The organism is Paenarthrobacter nitroguajacolicus (assembly GCF_031455195.1).
Taxonomy (GTDB): domain Bacteria; phylum Actinomycetota; class Actinomycetes; order Actinomycetales; family Micrococcaceae; genus Arthrobacter; species Arthrobacter nitroguajacolicus_D.
Genome location: NZ_JAVDSH010000002.1, coordinates 111,170 through 128,298, shown reverse-complemented (window position 1 = coordinate 128,298; position 17,129 = coordinate 111,170). Strand labels below are relative to the sequence as shown.

The following is a 17,129-nucleotide window of genomic DNA, read 5'->3' as shown; positions in this document are numbered from 1 at the left end:
CTTGCGTAATCTCCACCGTACCGCGTCCCTGGCCAGGGCAGCCGGTGTGCACCGCTGCCCCTTGAACGCCAACCCCCAGCCTAGCTTATTTGGAATTACTCTGGATAATTCCGGTCGCATCCGGTTGCTCCGCGTCCCACGTGGCGGACTATGACGGATGCAGGTTCCTGCCCCCGGGGCGTGTCAGGCAGAATTGGGGAGTCGAAGGGGCAGCGGATGCCACCTGCCACGACCCATCTCTAGCCGATACCCATTGGAGCCACACGTGAGCGACAACAGCATCACCATTCCCGCCGATCTGCTGCCCAAGGACGGACGCTTCGGCGCAGGACCGTCCAAGGTCCGCCCGGAACAGATCGAGGCGTTGTCTGCCGCATCGGCCACCATCCTGGGCACATCCCACCGGCAGGCCCCGGTCAAGAACCTCGTCGGATCAGTGCGGGAAGGACTCAGCCAGTTCTTCCGCGCGCCCGACGGATACGAGGTTGTCCTCGGCGTCGGCGGGTCAACCGCATTCTGGGACGTCGCTGCCTTCGGCCTGGTGGAGAAAAAGGCTCAGCACCTTTCCTTCGGTGAATTTGGTTCCAAGTTCGCTGCTGCCACCAACAAGGCTCCGTTCCTTGAGGCTTCCTCCATCATCAAGTCCGAGCCCGGCACCCGCCCCGTGGCCCAGGCCGAAGCCGGCGTCGACGTCTACGCGTGGCCCCAGAACGAAACCTCCACGGGTGTCGCTGCTCCCGTGAAGCGGGTCCAGGGCGCGGACGAAGGATCGCTGGTCCTGGTGGATGCAACCTCCGCTGCCGGCGGCCTGGATGTCGATGTCTCGGAGTCGGACGTCTACTACTTCGCCCCGCAGAAGAACTTCGCCTCGGATGGTGGGCTGTGGCTTGGCCTCTTCTCCCCCGCAGCCTTGGAGCGTGCTGCCCGCGTCAAGGCATCCGGCCGCTGGATCCCGGATTTCCTGGACCTGCAGACGGCCATCGACAACTCCAAGCTCAACCAGACGTACAACACACCGTCGTTGTCCACGCTGGTGACCCTGGATGCCCAGGTTCAGTGGTTGAACAGCAACGGCGGCCTGGACTTCGCCAGCAAGCGCACGGCGGACTCCGCCAACCGCATCTACTCCTGGGCAGAAGCCTCCGAATACGCCACGCCGTTTGTTGCCAAGGCTGAGGACCGCTCCAACGTCATTGCCACGATCGACTTCGACGACTCCATCGACGCCGCTGCGATCGCCAAGGTCCTGCGCGCCAACGGCGTGGTGGACACGGAGCCGTACCGCAAGCTGGGCCGCAACCAGTTGCGTATCGCCACGTTCGTTGCCATCGAGCCGGACGACGTTTCAGCACTCCTTGCCAGCATCGACTACGTCGTGGGCGAACTCAAGAAGTAATCCACGGCGAGGATCCAGCTGGACCCGGGGGTCGGCGTCGTTCGGTAAAGCCGGACGGCGCCGTCTCCGCTCAACGCCCGGGCCCGGAACCGCGGTCGTCTTCTTCCGTGCCGGGAGGGGCAAGCAACGACTCCACCCGGAAGTGCTTCAGGCCGCGCGCCCGCCGATCAAAGCGGAGCCTTAATTGCTTCGCGCGGATGATCCACACCAAACCGACGACGGCGGTGCTGACGCCGGCTATCGCGGCGACGCTCACCGCCCAGCGCGGACCGCCGACGTTCGCCACCCACCCCACCAGTGGGGCACCAATGGGAGTCCCGCCCATGAAGATTGCCATGTACAAAGACATGACCCGCCCCCGCATGACGGCCTCCGTGGTTGATTGCACGTATCCGTTGGCACTGGTGATGAGGGTCAGCGCGAACAGGCCGCACGGAACCAGTGCCAGTCCGAAAAGCGTGGCGTTGGGCGCCAGCGCAGCGAGCGTGCTGGAGACACCGAAACCTCCGGCTGCCAGGAAGATCAGCCTCAGGCGGGGCCGGCCGCGTCGGGCAGACAGCAGGGCTCCGGTCACCGAGCCGATGGCCATGACTGAACTCAAGGCCCCAAAAGCGCCGGCGTCCATACCGAACTGGGTGCCTACCATCGCAGCGATGAACAGCGGAAAATTGAGGCCGAACGTGCCCACGATGAAGATGGCCACCAGGACCACCTGGATATCAGGCCGTCCCCGGACGTACCGAAGGCCTTCGCGGATGCGGCCCTTACCTGGAGCCGCGCGCGGTTGTGCCCTCAGTGACGACGTCGGTATCAGCTTGAGCGCCCAGAGCATCGCGGCGAAGGACACCGTGTTGATGAGGAAGACCCAGCCGGGCCCCACCACCACCGTGAGCACGCCGGACACAGCAGGACCGATCATCCGGGCTACGTTGAAGGATGCGCTGTTGAGTGCCACCGCGTTGGGCAAGTAATCGTCCGTCACGAGTTCCGAAACGAACGTCTGGCGGACCGGGGCGTCCAGCGCCGTCACAAAGCCCAGCAGCAGGGCAAAGATGTAGACGTGCCATAACTCCGCGACTCCCAAAAGCACCAGGATGCCAAGACCTGTGCTGAGCAGGGCCATGGCAACCAGGGTGAGGAGGAGCAGCTTCCGCCTGCTGTAGCGGTCGGCAAGCAAACCCGCCCACGGGGCAAGGAACAGCTGCGGACCCAGCTGGAGGGCCAAGGTAATGCCCATGGCACCGGCGTCGTGCGCGGTCAGGTGGTCAAACACCAGCCAGTCCTGCGCAGTGCGCTGCATCCAGGTGCCGATATTCGAGATCAGGGCACCGAAGAACCAGATGCGGTAGTTGGGAATCCCCAGCGACTTAAAGGTGGACATCAGTGTCCACGATCGCTTGGTTCACCCCGGGTTTCCGCAATGCTTATTCAGCCCCGGCTTCTTCTGTGTCCGCGTCGGGGTCGTCCGCTTCGGCGTCCGCATCGACGGGCCCGGTAGCGTCATCCTCGTCGGCCTGGACGGATTCCTCCGTGACATCGCCGACGGTTTCCTCCACCAACGGAGTCTCGTCCTCGGGGCGGACACGCTTTGCCCACGGAACCCATTCCGGGGCGAGGATGGATTCCTCGGACGGGAGCAGGCCGAGCTCGCTGACGGTCACGATCTTGGAACGCGAGTTGCGCGTCACCACCGCATACCACTGCCAGCCGCCGTAACCGGCGAGCTTGGACTCGAACAAGTGCGTGACTACGCGGTCGCCCTCCGACTTGGCGCCGAGGTGCGCACCCACTTCGCCCGGGTTGGCTATGCCCTGAACTGCCTCACGTGCAGTATCGACGGCGGCAGCCAGGAAAGCGTCCGGCTTGCCGGTCCGCCAAACAGGCAAACCGGCCCGCGGCTTCTCCGCGGCCGGCTTCCGCGCGGGGGCTTCCCCGTTTCCAGGAGCCTGGGCAGCGTCAGGGGACGAATCAGGGCTTCCCTTCGCGCCCCTTCCGGCCTTTGTGTCCTGTGCGGATTCCGATGCCATGGGCCTAGGCTTCCAGCTCGTCGGCAACCTTGCGCAGCGCCATGCTGATGGCTTTGGCCTTATTGCCGTCGGGGTACTTGCCCGACGACAGCGAGCCGGAGAGGTTGTCCAGCACCGTGACGAGGTCCTGCACCATCGGTGCGAGATCCTTGGCGTTCATGCGCTTGGCCTTGGCAATGGAAGGCGTCTTCTCCAGGATGCGAAGTCCCAGTGCCTGCGCACCGCGGCGACCGTCAGCCACACCGAACTCCACGCGCGTGCCGGCCTTGAGTTCCGTTACGCCCGCGGGCAGGGACGTCTTGGGAAGGAACACTTCCTGGCCGTCTTCGGCCGCGAGGAATCCGAAGCCTTTTTCCTTGTCATACCACTTGACCTTGCCGGTAGGCACGTAATCAACCTTCTTCGTTTATTGCTTTGGGAGACACGTCGGGCCGTTACCGCATCCACAGGGTTCTGCGGGATCGAGGGTGACAGCCCGGTCCGTGTTGGTCTGTTCCTTCAAGGTTATCCTGCCGGACCCCCTAATCCCGCTTTGGGGCGCCCACGCGCGTACCTGCGCGGACCCATGATGTGCAACGACTGTCACGAAGGCATGCTCCTGCTAGCGTTGGTGGCATGAATTCCCCGGGTTACCGCCGCCCCCTCGTGATTGCCGCCGCCGTCATTGCCGTGTTGTCGCTGGCGGCTGTCGGCACCGTCATTGCGATTGCCTCGACGGGCGCCGCCGCCCCTGTTTGGGTCACCTCCACTGCCCTTTACGGGCTGCCCGTGGCGTTCATGCTCGCTGCTGTCCTGGTGGTGGACGCCATCCGCCTTCGTCGCCGACAGTAACCGTCCCTCCTCCTGGCAGGCACGAGCGGCCCAAGGGCGGTACCGTTGGATTGATGTCCCTTATTCGCGCGCTCAGCAAGGAACTGGAAGCGCGCAGCGATGATTCGCTGCGGGCCTTGTTTGCCGCGCGGCCAGACCTCATCTCGCCCATGGCGCCGGACTTCGCAGCCCTGGCAGCCAGGGCGAGCGCCCGCGTGAGCGTCCAGCGGGCCTTGGAACGCTTGAACAAGCCCGAGATGCAGGTGCTCGAAACCCTCCATCTCTGCACCAATACCGATACCGGGCACAGTGTTTCGGCGGCCGGACTGAAAAAAGTCATTGCCGGTTCCACCCTCGCTGCCTTGGATCCCATCCTTGCCAAACTGCAGGAACTGGCCTTGATCCATCGGGCGGACCCGCCTGTCGGTTCACCGCCGACCAGCTCACGGCAGCGCTTCTATCTCCCGGTCGGCAGCCTCAAGGACGTCATCGGTATCTACCCCGCGGGACTCGGCCGAAGCTATACGGAACTGGTCCGGCTTCAGCCTGCCTTTGCCCAGCGGGCGGTCCAGTTGGTGGCCGAACTGCACCAGAGCGGACTCGGCATCCATCCGGCAAGCACGCCCATGGACGCGGCGCTTGCTCTGCAGCGGTGGACCTCCAATCCGGCGGAGCTGCGGGCCATCCTGGCAACAGCCCCGGAACGCACCGTCGGCCTCCTGGAGAAATTCGGGAGCTGGGCCATGGGCGCAGTGCCCCAGGCCCAGCGGCGGGCGTCGGTCACCCACGAGAGCCGCGACGTCGGACCCATCGACTGGCTGTTGGCGCGAGGGTTACTGGTCCCCTTGGACGCCAGCCACGTGGAACTGCCCCACAGTGTGGGGCTTGCCCTGCGCGGCGGCGCGATCGTGGACGACTTCACGTTGGCCCCGCCGGTTCCCGAGCTTGGCCACACCAGTGCCGCACTCCGCCGTAATGCCGCCATGGGAGCTATCGCCGAGACCTTGCGGCTGACAGGTGAGCTGCTGTTTGCCGTCCGCGAGCAACCATTGGCCACGCTCCGGAGCGGTGGCGTGGGCGTCCGCGAACTCAAGCGCCTGGCAGAATCCGTTCGAAACGGGGTGCACGAAACTGCCATCCTCCTCGAACTGGCCGCGTTGGCAGGACTCCTGCGCCTGGACGTGGACAGCTCCACCTGGGTACAGCCGCCGTCATTGGAGTGGCTCAACCTGCCCCGCCAGGAGCAATGGCTCTGGTTGGTCAATGCCTGGTTGGCCAGCGAGCGCGCACCGTCCTTAGTGGGGCAGCCGCTCACCGGTTCGGCATCCTCGCCCACCCACCAGGGCGCTGCCGGCACCACCATTAACGCCTTGTCCGCGGAGGCTCAACGGCCAGACGCTCCGGTGGTCCGGCGCCGGGTCCTGGAAATCCTGAATGAGCTGACTGCGGAAGCAGCCGCGCCGGACGGCAAAGCGCCCGTCCTTGATGCCAGGGCCGTGCTGCAGCGGGCCGAGTGGGCGCAGCCTCGTATGTCCAGGCGTTTCAGTTCACTGGTCCGCGGCATCCTCGAGGAGGCGACGCTCCTGGGCCTGATGGGCTCGGGCGCACTGACCCAGTTGGGTTCGGCGATTGCCGATGCACAACCGGAGCAAGCCATGACCATCCTTGGCGAGCATCTGCCCGCCGCGGTGAACCACATCCTGCTGCAGGCCGACCTGACGGCTGTTGCGCCCGGTTACCTCGCGCCGGAACTCAGCGAGACACTGCTGTTGATGGCCGACGCCGAGGGCCAGGGCCCGGCGTCGATCTACCGGTTTTCTGCCGCCACCATCCGTAGGGCGCTCGACGCCGGACAGGATGCGGAATCGCTGTTGGCGTTCCTCCGTGAGCACTCAGCCACCGATGTGCCCCAGCCGTTGGCGTACCTGATCCAGGACACAGCATCACGGCACGGCCGTCTCCGGGTTGGCACCAGTGCCAGCTTCATCCAGAGCGACGACGAAACCGCCATCACCGACCTCCTCCAGGAGGCCAGGACATCCGTGTTGAGCCTGGTACGGATCGCACCCACCGTTCTGACGTCGTCCGCGAGCCCACGGGAAACGGCGCGGGTGCTGCGCGAGCTGGGACTGTCGCCTGCGGTGCAGGAGGCCGAACCCGCCGTCGTGCGTTTCAAACGGACAACAGCGGTTCCCGGGAGCGCTCGTCCCGTCTACACGGCACCTCGAACCGCTCCCCCGGACGAGGATGTCGAGGCGCAACTTTCGGTCCTGCGCCAGCACCGCGGGGTTCCGGCGGAAGCGGCTGGGGAGGCGTCGACGCAACTCGGGTTGGAGACCTTGCAGACGGCCATCCGGTTGAAGCAGGCAGTGATCATGAACGTGGTGGACAGCCTGGGGAATGCCAACACCGAAACAGTTGTTCCTGTATCCGTCTCCGGCGGACGCGTCAGGGTGTTCGATCCCGCCAAGGAAACCGAACGGGTGTTGTCCATCCACCGGATCATCGATGTGGAACCCGCCAAAGAATTGCGTTCGTGAAACGCACAGATCGTGTAAACCGCGCCGTGAAGCTGCGCAAGTGAGGATTCAACAGTGACCGACGGTCCGCTGATCGTTCAAAGCGACAAAACCATCCTGCTGGAAGTCGACCACGAGCTCGCCACCGAGGCCCGGCATGCCATCGCCGCGTTCGCCGAACTGGAACGCGCCCCGGAACATATGCACAGTTACCGCCTGACGCCCTTGGGCCTCTGGAACGCCCGGGCTGCCGGGTTGGACGCAGAGCAGGTGCTGGACACCTTGCTGAAGTACTCGCGCTTTCCTGTGCCGCACGCCTTGCTGATCGATATCGAAGAGACCATGTCGCGCTATGGCAGGCTTCGGTTGGAGAAGGACGCCCAGCACGGCCTGGTGATGCGGACCGACGACTACCCCGTGCTGGAGGAGGTCATCCGGGCCAAGAAAATCGCACCCCTGCTGGGGCCGCGGATCGATGGCGAAACAGTGGTGGTCCATTCATCCCAGCGCGGCCAGTTGAAGCAGTTGCTCCTCAAGCTGGGTTGGCCTGCCGAGGACCTCGCCGGCTACGTGGACGGGCAGCCGCACCTGATCATGCTGGACGAGAGCGGCTGGCAGCTTCGCCCGTACCAGAAGCTGGCCACGGAGAACTTCTGGGCTGGCGGCAGCGGCGTCGTCGTGCTTCCCTGCGGTGCCGGAAAGACGCTGGTGGGCGCGGCTGCCATGGCGACGTCTTCCACCACCACGCTGATCCTTGTCACCAACACGGTTTCCGCGCGGCAGTGGAAGGACGAGCTCCTGAAACGGACGTCCCTGACAGAGGACGAGATCGGCGAGTACTCCGGCGCGGTCAAGGAAGTCCGGCCCGTCACCATTGCCACGTACCAGGTCCTGACCACCAAGCGCGGCGGGCTCTATCCGCACTTGGAATTGGTGGACGGCCACGACTGGGGACTCATCATCTACGACGAGGTCCACTTGCTGCCCGCTCCGATCTTCCGGATGACCGCGGACCTGCAGGCCCGGCGCCGGCTGGGCCTGACGGCAACCCTGGTACGGGAGGACGGCCGCGAAGGTGAGGTCTTCAGCCTGATTGGTCCCAAACGATATGACGCTCCGTGGAAGGACATTGAAGCCCAGGGCTACATCGCACCTGCGGACTGCGTGGAAGTCCGGGTGGACCTCCCCCGTGACGAGCGCGTGGCTTACGCCATGGCTGACGACGCCGACAAGTACCGGCTATGCGCAACGTCGGAAACCAAAACGCAGCTGGTGGAGCAACTGGTTGAGGTCCACAAGGGTGAGCAGTTGCTGGTGATCGGGCAATACATCGACCAGCTGGATGAGATTTCCGAGCGTTTGGACGCCCCTCTGATCAAGGGCGAAACCAGCGTCAAGGCACGGCAAAAACTCTTCGACGCCTTCCGTAAGGGCGAGATCCACACCCTGGTTGTGTCCAAGGTGGCGAACTTCTCGATCGACCTTCCCGAAGCTTCGGTGGCCATCCAGGTGTCAGGCTCGTTCGGCTCGCGCCAGGAAGAAGCCCAACGGCTGGGACGGCTCCTTCGTCCCAAGCAGGACGGCCGCGCCGCCAGGTTCTACTCCTTGGTTGCCCGCGACACCCTGGACCAGGACTTCGCAGCCAAGCGCCAACGGTTCCTGGCCGAGCAGGGCTACGCCTACCGGATCATGGACGCAAAGGACGTTGGAAATGACGTCGGGCAGGAAAAATAGGGTGGCCCGCACAGACTTTTAACGTCAGGACCCTTGCAGTTAATGTCCAGCAACTTTACGATTCCTAGTGAAGCTCTCCGCCCTTAAGTTTTGCCCCTGGTCCAGGCAATCCGGCGGCCAGCCGTCGGCGGTGGGGGGAAATCCCGCAGCCAGGGAGCCGGCGGTTCGAAGGCCTAGAAGAATCTGAGCATTTTCATCCAGAGGATTCCCCATGCGTAAAGCCCTCCTGGTCCTTTCCGCGATCGTCCTGCTGTCAGCACTCGCACAGTTACTGTTCGCCGGATACTTCCATTTCCAAAACACCATCGAAGCCCAGCGTGAAGCGGGCGTCTACCACGTGATGAACGGCCAATACGTGCTCCGTTACGGCGCACTCCTGGCCGCCATTGTCGCCGCTATCGCCCGGGCGGGATCCCGGACGATCTGGCTGGCCGCAGGGATCTTCCTGCTCAGCTGGGTCCAGTTGTTCATCTTCATCATCGGCGGCATGCTGACTGGTTCGTCCGAGGATTTCATCACCCCCGCCGGCTCGTGGGTGGCCGCCATCCACCCCTTGACCGGTGTCCTGATAATCTTCATGTCCTACTGGCTCTTCAGGCGTGCCCGTGCGGTCGCCCTGAACCCCCAGCCGCTTCCTCCCAAGGCCGCATCCTCGGATGCCCCAGCATCCCCCAGCACGGCCTGACCAGCGGCAGCTGTGAACATATCGCAGCTGCTGGCGGTGGATCTGGTGCTGTCCATCCTCGCGGCCGGCGCCTGGGTCGCCGCCGTGTGGATGACTGTTGCCGCGACCACTGATCGGAAGCAAGCCCCACCCCGCGCAACCGATCTGGCCCTCTTGTTCATAGGGGTGGCCGCCGCTGCGACGGTGGCCCGATATGCCCTGCTACCTGCTTTGGTGGCCGGCAGTTGGTGGTTTGCCAGCGAACGCATAACCATCAGCTTGCCTCTGACCGCCATCCCCGCGGCTTGGGCCGCGATGGCCGGTGTTCCGTACTTGCTGAGGAGGCGGAACACCGGCTCCAACACTTCCCGTCCGAGGGGCTGGTGGCGGTCCCGTGAGGGGGTTGTCCTGGCCTTGGTGGCCGCGGCGGCGACGTCCGTGGCCTCCCTGGCGTTATTGCTCCTATTGGGGCCTTTCCCGGCCCCCTGGACCATGGTTGTCCTTCTGTTCATGGTGGGCGGCACGCTGGTCCTTGCACGGCTTGCGCTGCTGGGAAGCAGTTCTGTTCGGCGCAGCTCCCAGGGGACAGCCCCGCACCCCCGCAGGCGTCCGACGGCGGCTGCCGCAGTTGCCGCCCTCATGGCCTGTACCGCTTTGGGCTCGGGAGTCTTTGCCTGGCTGGGGAGCCGGTCCGCTGACGGCGCGGCGATCGCTGCCGCCGTCGCACATCACGGCAACCCGGCCACGTACCGGAAGGAAAAGCCCACCCAAGTAACCGAGCTGCTGGGCGACGTGCCGACGGACGCTGTGGTCCGGCATTATGAGCTGACTGCCCGCGTGGAACAGGTGACCCTGCCCTCGGGCCGGACCATTGAGGCATGGACCTTCGGGAGCGTCCCGGGACCAACGCTGGAAGCGCAGTTGGGCGAGGTTATGGAGGTGGAACTCAACAACCGTGACGTCGCCGCAGGCGTCACCCTGCACTGGCACGGTTACGACGTCCCCAACGCCATGGACGGAGTGGCCGGCGCCACCCAGGACGCTGTCATGCCCGGACATTCCATGACGTACCGCTTCCAGGCCAAACAAGCCGGCACGTACTGGTATCACACACACCAGGATTCAGCCGAGGGCGTCCGTAAGGGCCTCTACGGCACATTCGTCGTGCACAATCCCGCCACGCCCCGCGCTGAGACGGACATTGTGGTGGCTGGGCACGACCTCGGCGGTCTGGGGTTGCTGGGCTCCTCAGACCGCATCAGCCCGCACTCTGCCGCACAAGGCTCCTCCGTGCGTGTCAGGCTGGTCAACACTGATTCATTGCCGCAGCGGTATTGGGTGGACGGCACCCCTTTCAGGACCGTTGCCGTGGACGGAACGGAGGTAAACCAGCCGGAGGAGGTCGCGGGCAAACTTCTCAGGCTTGGTGCCGGAGGCAGGATGGACGTCGCTTTCACCATGCCGGCGTCCCCGGTAACCGTGCGTTCTGACTCCGCAGCCGGCGCCGCCGTCGTCATTGCTCCGCCGGGTTCCACTGCCCTGGCTGCTGCTTCGGCCGCTGCTTCGAGCGGGGACCCGGACAAAGCGCCGGCAGGCATCTTCGCCACCACTCCTGCGCTGGACCTCCTGGCGTATGGCAAACCAGTGGTCAATGCCGGTTCAGCGCAGCCAACAATTACCCGGGATGAGGTACTGGTGCTGGACCGGCAATTCCGTTTTGTCGACGGTGTTCCGCGTTTCGCCTTCACCGTCAACGGGGCCGCGTACCCCTTGGTCCCCTCCATCGAGGTGGCTCTCGGCGACACCGTGAAGGTGACGGTGGTTAACCGCACGGCCGAACCACACCCGATGCATCCTCACGGACACCACGTGCAGGTCCTCAGCCGGAACGGCATGGCCCCCACAGGCTCTCCGCTGCTGCTCGATACCGTGGACGTCTCGCCCGGCGAAGTCTGGGAACTTTTGCTGCACGCCGACAACCCGGGCATCTGGATGGACCACTGTCACAATCTGGATCATGCGGCCGAAGGGATGATGATGCTCCTGAAGTATCAGGGCGTGTCATCGCCTTTCATGCACGGGGGCCACACCCGCAACCGGCCCGAGTGACGGGCCTCGGAACGGGGGTCAGGCGACCATCCGGCTGGTTGCCGAGATACCGACGTGGTCCACGACGGCCCAGCACTCTTCATCGCGCAGTTGTGCACTGGCGAAGCGTTCGGCCGCGGCGAGATCCTGGAAGTCCTCGCGGCGGACATGGCCTGTATCCGTGTCCAGGTACGTCACGTGGAACTCGACGTCGTCCCTGTCGCGGAGCTGGTGGACGGTGTTGGGAGCTGCTGTGTTTGCCATGTTTTAAGTGTGGGACGGGGCACTGACATTATTGGAAGCATCGGCGGGCGTGTCCCGTTTTAGCCGTTCACGCCCTCCTCAGATACTGCGCAGAAACATCCCGCACCGTCTCGCTGAGGATGTCCAGGCCCCTGGATGCCGTGCGCCACCGTTGCCAATAAAGCGGAACATCGAACGGCCGGTCCGGGGCCAACTCGACCAGCCGGCCGTCCGCGACGTCCTGGCCACACTGCGCTTCCGGGATCAGGCCCCAGCCAAGGCCAAGGCGGATCGCCTCGCCAAAATCGTGCGAGGCAGGAACGAAATGGCGGGGGCCCCGGCGTTCGGGCACACCGCCGGTCCCAGTCCACGAACGTACGAAAGCCCACTGATAGGTGTCCTTGCGATCGAAGTCCACGGTAGGCGCAGCGTTGAGCGAGACCCCGTTGAGGCCCTTCGGGAAGTCGGGGAACCATCGCGCCAGATACTGCGGTGCAGCAACTGGAAGGTAGCGCATCACTCCCAGGCTCTCGACGCGGCATCCTTGAACTGGTTCAGGAGTGGCGGTGACAGCCGCCATGACTGTCCCGGATCGCAACAGGGACGTTGAGTGCTGTTCGTCATCCCGATGGAGGTCGAACGTCACGTTGAGGTCCTGCGGAACCTTGACCAGCGCCTGCAGGAACCAGACGGCCAGCGAATCCGCGTTGACGACGATCGGCACGGCAAGTTCCGCCCCTTCGGAGCCCAACCCCAGTTCCCTGCCGGCATCGGCCTCGAGTTGGGCCACCTGGCGGGCCAGCCGCAAAACGACTTCTCCGGCTTCCGTGGCCTGCACGGGGTTGCTCCGCCGCAGCAGCACCCGGCCTGCCGACTGCTCCAGCGCCTTGAGCCGTTGGGATACTGCCGACGGCGTGACATGGAGTTGGCGGGCAGCGGCATCCAACGTCCCCTCGGAGAGGACGGTGGCGAAAGTAAGCAGCTGGTCAGACGGAAATTGGAACATAAGAGAAGCTTACGTGACCTAAAAATCCTTAGCTGGTTTAATGCTTGGTCCATCCGTAGTTTCAAAGAGTGACTATTACTGATTTCTCCCACTCCGCAGGCCTCGGCCTCGCCACAGGCCTGGCACTCATCGTCGCGATCGGGGCACAGAATGCGTTCGTGCTTCGCCAGGGAATCCGCGGCGAGCACATAGGCCCCATCGTCGCCGTCTGCGCGCTCTCCGACGCCGTTCTCATCGCCGCCGGCGTGCTCGGCATGGGTGCCCTGGTCACCGCCGTCCCGGCCGCCGTCGTCGTCCTCCGTTACGTGGGCGCAGCGTTCCTGGTGACCTATGGCCTGATGGCCGCACGACGGGCCTTCCGTCCACAGTCGCTGACCGGCGACGCCCCGGACGACGGCGGGGCGAAGCGCGGCCCTGCCGGCGCTGTCGCCACCGTCCTGGCCCTGACGTGGCTCAACCCCCACGTCTATTTGGACATCGCCTTGCTCGGCTCCCTGGCCAGTGCACAAGGGACTCCCCTGCAATGGTGGTTCGGCGCTGGGGCGATGCTGGGCAGTATTCTTTGGTTTTGCTCGCTGGGATTTGGGGCGAGGTACCTTCGTGGCTTCTTTTCGAGTCCGCGCTCGTGGCGGATCCTGGACGGTGGCATCGCCGTGACCATGGTGGCCCTGGGTGCAGGCCTGGTCATCGGTGCGTGACGCAGTCCGTGGACTTCGCGCGCAGTTCACTCACATGCAGCATTCAGAAAACTCCCAGTAACTGGGAGGATCATGGGTGACATGAAAAAGAACGGTCCCGAAGCCAAGCTTCTTGTGGTTGATGACGAACCCAACATTCGTGAGCTGCTGTCCACGTCGCTGCGTTTCGCAGGCTTCGAGGTGGTGGCCGCGTCCAACGGTCGCGAAGCCCTCGCGGCGGCCGATCTCCACGCCCCCGACCTCGCCGTCTTGGACGTCATGCTGCCGGATATGGATGGATTCACCGTTACGCGGCGCCTCCGCGCGGCCGGCAAGCACTTCCCCGTCCTGTTCCTCACTGCGAAGGACGACACCGAGGACAAAGTCACGGGCCTCACCGTGGGCGGCGATGACTACGTCACCAAGCCTTTCAGCCTCGACGAAGTGGTAGCCCGCATCCGAGCCGTCCTCCGCCGTACCCAGCCGCTGGAAGACGACGACGCCGTTATCCGCGTCGACGACCTCGAACTCGACGACGACGCCCACGAGGTCCGCCGCGGCGGCACGGTCATCGAGCTGTCGCCCACGGAGTTCAAGCTCCTGCGCTACCTCATGCTGAATCCCAACCGCGTCCTGTCCAAAGCCCAGATCCTGGACCACGTGTGGGAGTACGACTTCAACGGCGACGCCTCGATTGTTGAGTCGTATATTTCGTACCTTCGCCGCAAGGTGGACATAGATCCCGACGCTGCGGCGCTCATACAGACCAAGCGCGGCGTGGGCTACGTGCTCCGGACGGCAGAGAAGCGCTGACCTTGCTGCAACGCTGGAAATCGGCCTCGCTGAGGTCGCAGCTCGTCGCCATCATCATGGGTTTGCTCCTGCTGGCCTTGGCAGCGACGGGCGCGGGAACGCTGACCCTGGTCAAGAGCTACCTGCAGGGTCAGGTGGACGACAAGCTCAAGGCTGCAGTCGCGTTGGCGCAGGACCGCCAGTCCTTTGACAAGTTGTCCGAACCCAACCCTGCCGTACCCACGGACTACTCCCTGACGCTCTATGTTCCTGGACTCGATCCGTATCCCTTCGCCGGGAACCAGAGCGACCGGCCAGCGATCGCCAACATCACCGCGGCCGAAGCCAAGCTGCGCGGCAATGCGCCGTTCCAGGTCAAGGGAACGGCCGGTACCAACTGGCGGGTCGTTGCCGTTGGCGTGATCGCCAACGGGCAGAACGGCGTCGTGATTATCGGCCTGCCGCTCACGCCAGTGGACAAGGTCATGGAGCACGCCGTCCTGGTAGTGGTCGGCGTGGGCCTGCTGACGCTGGTGCTGGCATTCTTCATCGCTACGTGGACCGTGGCCCGCTCCTTCAGGCCCTTGGCCAAAGTGGAAAAGACGGCTGCTGCCATCGCGGCCGGCGATTTGTCCCGCCGTGTGGAAATCGACAATCCGCATACCGAAGTAGGTCGTCTCGGCGGATCGCTGAACGCCATGCTGGCGCACATTGAGGCCTCGTTTGCAGCCCGGGCTGCTTCTGAGGGGCGCATGCGGCGCTTTGCGGCCGACGCCTCCCATGAACTTCGCACGCCGTTGGTCACCATCCGGGGTTTCTCGGAGCTCTACAGGCATGGCGCCCTGACCACTGAAGAAGATGTGGCCATGGCCATGGGCCGGATCGAAAGCGAAGCCAAGCGGATGGGCTCCATGGTCGAGGACCTGCTGCTGCTGGCAAGGCTGGACGAACAGCGGCCACTGCAGCTCAAGCCAGTGGACCTGCACCTCCTGGCCCACGACGCCATGGTGGACACCAAGGCTTCCTCCGGCGACCGGACCATCACGCTGACTGGACTCGACGGCGGCTCCCCCGCTCCTGCACCCGTACAGGGCGACGAAGCCAAACTCCGGCAGGTCATTGGCAACCTGGTGGGCAATGCCCTGCGTTATACGCCCGAAGGCAGCCCGATCGAACTTGCCGTGGGTGTCCGGAACACGCCCACAGGTGCCGAATCGGTCATCGAGATCCGCGATCACGGACCGGGAATCCCGGAAGCCGAGACCAACAAGATTTTCGAACGCTTCTACCGCGCAGACACCTCGCGAACACGCGAGACGGGTGGCAGCGGACTTGGCCTGGCGATTGTGGCTGCGATCGTGGGCTCGCACGGGGGAAGCGTCCGTGTTTCGGAGACCGACGGCGGTGGGGCCACCTTGGTGGTCAGCCTCCCCTTCCATGAGGAACCTGCCGAGCTTTTGTCGACGTAGCGCCGGACTTCGAAGCCGTTTTCCACATAGCGGGAAACGTCCGTTCCGCGGTTGAAGCCTCCTACCTAGGCTCGATGTTGTGGCCCACACTTCCCGCCGCAACATGCGGAACATCTTCGTCGAAAGGCACAACCCATGACCGTCATCTCCGTCGATACCGAGATGCTCCAGCTCAAATCCGACAACGTTCGGGGCACTATCGACCGCATCAGTTCGGACGTCCACACCATGAAGCGTGGGCTTGAGGAACTCCAGGCAACATGGAAAGGAACGGCGGCCGCGAACTTCCAGTCGCTCGTACTGGAATGGTCCCTGACGCAAAGCAAGGTTGAGGCATCGTTGGCTTCCATCACCCTGGCGTTGTCCACTGCGGCCTCGAGCTACGCGGAAGTCGAGCAGGGCAACACCCAGCGCTTCACCTATTAGGAACCGCCAAGCCCGAACAACGCAGTGCTGTGCACTCCTGTGGGGCCGGATGTCTTCCCCCTTATCCATCCGGCCCTACAGGTCATGGCGGCCCTGCAGGTCATGGCGCGTCTGGTTCGTCCTCAGTGGGCGTCGCTTCCTTTAGGGCTCCAGGGTGCCCTGGTGGAACCTCAGGCGCCATTGGCCGCGGTCCAGCATCCAGATCGAGCTGCGGAGGGCCGAGCCCGTGTGGGCGTAGCTGCGGTAGTTCAGCAAGATGGTGGTGTCACCGAGGCGGTCGGCGCTCAAGAGCTCCAGCTCTCCCGGTTCGCCGGGGTCCTCCTCCAACGCCACCATCATGGCGTCCCGCGTCCAAAACCGGCCCGAGCTGCCAATTTCGGCGAAGTCCGGATGCAGCAGCACTCCGATCCTGCCAATGTCCGCCCTTACGTCAGGTCTCAGCAGTTCCCGTTCCAGGGAAAGTACAGTTTCTTCCGGCGAGAGCTCCGGGGCCGATGCATCATCTTCCAGTTCGCTGAAAAGATCAGCTTGGCCGAAGATGCCTGCCTCTCCGAAGAGCGTCGGTTCGAAGTGAGGTCGGGAACTCCGGGAGGGCGCGGCAACAGCGCTCGGGGACGAGGCCGTCGCAGCGGCTGCCCTGCTGGTGGTAACCGTCGCGGAGCTTGCTGCAGTCCCGATCGACGTGGTCCCGGAGGTCCCGGAACCTGCGGTTACTTTTTCGTCCTGCCCCTGGGCTCCGACCCCGGGAAGTTGTCCTTCGCGCCGGCTACCCTGGGGGTCCCCGCCAGTGGCTGACTGGTCTTTGGCCCCTGGGAAACCTGGCCCGACCCGGGGCGCGACGCCCTGCTGATAGGCCGTGGCCACAGCCCGGGCCCGCTCATCGGCCGCTTCGTTGAGATCGTGTCCTGCGTGGCCCTTGACCCACTCGAAGGTGTATTTGCGGCCAATGATCGCCTGGTCAATATCCTTGAGGAGGTCGACGTTGAGGACCGGCTTGCCGTCTGCCTTCCGCCAGCCCTTGCGCTTCCAGCCCGGCATCCATTTGGTGATGCAGTTGATGACGTACTGGCTATCGCACAGGATCAGCAGTTCCTCGTGGGGAACATGCGCGGTGGAGCGGAACAGGTCCAGCACTGCCATGAGCTCGCCTTGGTTGTTGGTGCCGTGGGGCCACCCTCCCGCGCGCCAACAGGAGTCGTCAACGTACCAGGCCCAACCGGCCGGCCCAGGATTGCCGAGGGCGGACCCATCGGCGGCAGCAATAATCGTCATACCGTT

16 protein-coding genes are annotated in these 17,129 nt (G+C 64.4%); 10 read left to right on the top strand and 6 right to left on the bottom strand.

Annotation, left to right across the window (positions count from 1 at the left end):
• The first annotated feature begins 265 nt into the window (after positions 1–265).
• A complete protein-coding gene (serC, locus tag J2Y68_RS04405; protein ID WP_309990237.1) occupies positions 266–1,396 on the top strand; it encodes a phosphoserine transaminase in 1,131 nt (376 codons plus the stop codon).
• Positions 1,397–1,466: 70 nt separating this feature from the next.
• On the opposite strand, the gene J2Y68_RS04400 is transcribed toward serC, so the two are convergent.
• The 3 genes from J2Y68_RS04400 to J2Y68_RS04390 are packed head-to-tail and all read right to left on the bottom strand — an operon-like array spanning position 1,467 to position 3,811.
• Positions 1,467–2,777 carry an MFS transporter gene (locus tag J2Y68_RS04400; protein WP_309990235.1) on the bottom strand — a complete coding sequence of 437 codons (1,311 nt, stop codon included), beginning with the start codon at positions 2,775–2,777 and terminating at the stop codon, positions 1,467–1,469.
• 43 nt (positions 2,778–2,820) lie between these two features.
• Positions 2,821–3,423, bottom strand: a complete 603-nt coding sequence (locus tag J2Y68_RS04395; protein WP_309990232.1) for a DUF3027 domain-containing protein — start codon at positions 3,421–3,423, stop codon at positions 2,821–2,823.
• Positions 3,424–3,427: 4 nt separating this feature from the next.
• Entirely contained in the window at positions 3,428–3,811 is a 384-nt protein-coding gene (locus J2Y68_RS04390) for a cold-shock protein (protein WP_309990230.1), read from the bottom strand.
• A gap of 227 nt (positions 3,812–4,038) precedes the next feature.
• On the opposite strand from J2Y68_RS04390, the gene J2Y68_RS04385 reads away from it, so the two are divergent.
• From J2Y68_RS04385 to J2Y68_RS04365, 5 genes are all read left to right on the top strand, one after another.
• On the top strand, positions 4,039–4,254 hold the full coding sequence (locus J2Y68_RS04385) for a hypothetical protein (protein WP_309990228.1): 216 nt from the start codon (positions 4,039–4,041) through the stop codon (positions 4,252–4,254).
• 53 nt (positions 4,255–4,307) lie between these two features.
• A complete protein-coding gene (locus J2Y68_RS04380; RefSeq protein ID WP_309990225.1) occupies positions 4,308–6,773 on the top strand; it encodes a helicase-associated domain-containing protein in 2,466 nt (821 codons plus the stop codon).
• A gap of 54 nt (positions 6,774–6,827) precedes the next feature.
• A complete protein-coding gene (locus J2Y68_RS04375; protein WP_309990223.1) occupies positions 6,828–8,486 on the top strand; it encodes a DNA repair helicase XPB in 1,659 nt (552 codons plus the stop codon).
• A 211-nt stretch (positions 8,487–8,697) separates the two neighbouring features.
• On the top strand, positions 8,698–9,171 hold the full coding sequence (locus J2Y68_RS04370) for a hypothetical protein (protein WP_309990221.1): 474 nt from the start codon (positions 8,698–8,700) through the stop codon (positions 9,169–9,171).
• Positions 9,172–9,183: 12 nt separating this feature from the next.
• Positions 9,184–11,259, top strand: a complete 2,076-nt coding sequence (locus J2Y68_RS04365) for a multicopper oxidase family protein (protein ID WP_309990219.1) — start codon at positions 9,184–9,186, stop codon at positions 11,257–11,259.
• Between the two features lie 18 nt (positions 11,260–11,277).
• Here the strand turns inward: J2Y68_RS04365 and J2Y68_RS04360 are convergent, their stop codons facing one another.
• Both J2Y68_RS04360 and J2Y68_RS04355 read right to left on the bottom strand, forming a co-directional pair.
• Positions 11,278–11,502, bottom strand: a complete 225-nt coding sequence (locus J2Y68_RS04360; RefSeq protein WP_309990215.1) for a hypothetical protein — start codon at positions 11,500–11,502, stop codon at positions 11,278–11,280.
• A 67-nt stretch (positions 11,503–11,569) separates the two neighbouring features.
• A complete protein-coding gene (locus tag J2Y68_RS04355) occupies positions 11,570–12,487 on the bottom strand; it encodes a LysR family transcriptional regulator ArgP (protein WP_309990211.1) in 918 nt (305 codons plus the stop codon).
• Between the two features lie 68 nt (positions 12,488–12,555).
• On the opposite strand from J2Y68_RS04355, the gene J2Y68_RS04350 reads away from it, so the two are divergent.
• The 4 genes from J2Y68_RS04350 to J2Y68_RS04335 all read left to right on the top strand — a co-directional run bounded on the left by J2Y68_RS04350 (position 12,556) and on the right by J2Y68_RS04335 (position 15,851).
• Positions 12,556–13,185: a LysE/ArgO family amino acid transporter gene (locus tag J2Y68_RS04350; protein ID WP_309990208.1), complete on the top strand. Its 630-nt coding sequence runs from the start codon at positions 12,556–12,558 to the stop codon at positions 13,183–13,185.
• Positions 13,186–13,266: 81 nt separating this feature from the next.
• Positions 13,267–13,977: a response regulator transcription factor gene (locus tag J2Y68_RS04345; protein WP_026543233.1), complete on the top strand. Its 711-nt coding sequence runs from the start codon at positions 13,267–13,269 to the stop codon at positions 13,975–13,977.
• A 2-nt stretch (positions 13,978–13,979) separates the two neighbouring features.
• On the top strand, positions 13,980–15,425 hold the full coding sequence (locus tag J2Y68_RS04340; RefSeq protein WP_309990205.1) for a sensor histidine kinase: 1,446 nt from the start codon (positions 13,980–13,982) through the stop codon (positions 15,423–15,425).
• Positions 15,426–15,560: 135 nt separating this feature from the next.
• Positions 15,561–15,851, top strand: a complete 291-nt coding sequence (locus J2Y68_RS04335) for a WXG100 family type VII secretion target (protein ID WP_211712852.1) — start codon at positions 15,561–15,563, stop codon at positions 15,849–15,851.
• 141 nt (positions 15,852–15,992) lie between these two features.
• Here the strand turns inward: J2Y68_RS04335 and J2Y68_RS04330 are convergent, their stop codons facing one another.
• Positions 15,993–17,123 carry a ribonuclease HI family protein gene (locus tag J2Y68_RS04330; protein WP_309990203.1) on the bottom strand — a complete coding sequence of 377 codons (1,131 nt, stop codon included), beginning with the start codon at positions 17,121–17,123 and terminating at the stop codon, positions 15,993–15,995.
• Positions 17,124–17,129 lie beyond the last annotated feature (6 nt).

Coding starts and splice junctions, on each gene's coding strand:
- J2Y68_RS04360 (WP_309990215.1), bottom strand. CDS start 11,502: ATGGCAAACACAGCAGCTCCCAACACCGTCCACCAGCTCCGCGACAGG.
- J2Y68_RS04330 (WP_309990203.1), bottom strand. CDS start 17,123: ATGACGATTATTGCTGCCGCCGATGGGTCCGCCCTCGGCAATCCTGGG.
- J2Y68_RS04400 (WP_309990235.1), bottom strand. CDS start 2,777: ATGTCCACCTTTAAGTCGCTGGGGATTCCCAACTACCGCATCTGGTTC.
- J2Y68_RS04395 (WP_309990232.1), bottom strand. CDS start 3,423: ATGGCATCGGAATCCGCACAGGACACAAAGGCCGGAAGGGGCGCGAAG.
- J2Y68_RS04370 (WP_309990221.1), top strand. CDS start 8,698: ATGCGTAAAGCCCTCCTGGTCCTTTCCGCGATCGTCCTGCTGTCAGCA.
- J2Y68_RS04385 (WP_309990228.1), top strand. CDS start 4,039: ATGAATTCCCCGGGTTACCGCCGCCCCCTCGTGATTGCCGCCGCCGTC.
- J2Y68_RS04345 (WP_026543233.1), top strand. CDS start 13,267: ATGAAAAAGAACGGTCCCGAAGCCAAGCTTCTTGTGGTTGATGACGAA.
- J2Y68_RS04355 (WP_309990211.1), bottom strand. CDS start 12,487: ATGTTCCAATTTCCGTCTGACCAGCTGCTTACTTTCGCCACCGTCCTC.
- J2Y68_RS04335 (WP_211712852.1), top strand. CDS start 15,561: ATGACCGTCATCTCCGTCGATACCGAGATGCTCCAGCTCAAATCCGAC.
- J2Y68_RS04380 (WP_309990225.1), top strand. CDS start 4,308: ATGTCCCTTATTCGCGCGCTCAGCAAGGAACTGGAAGCGCGCAGCGAT.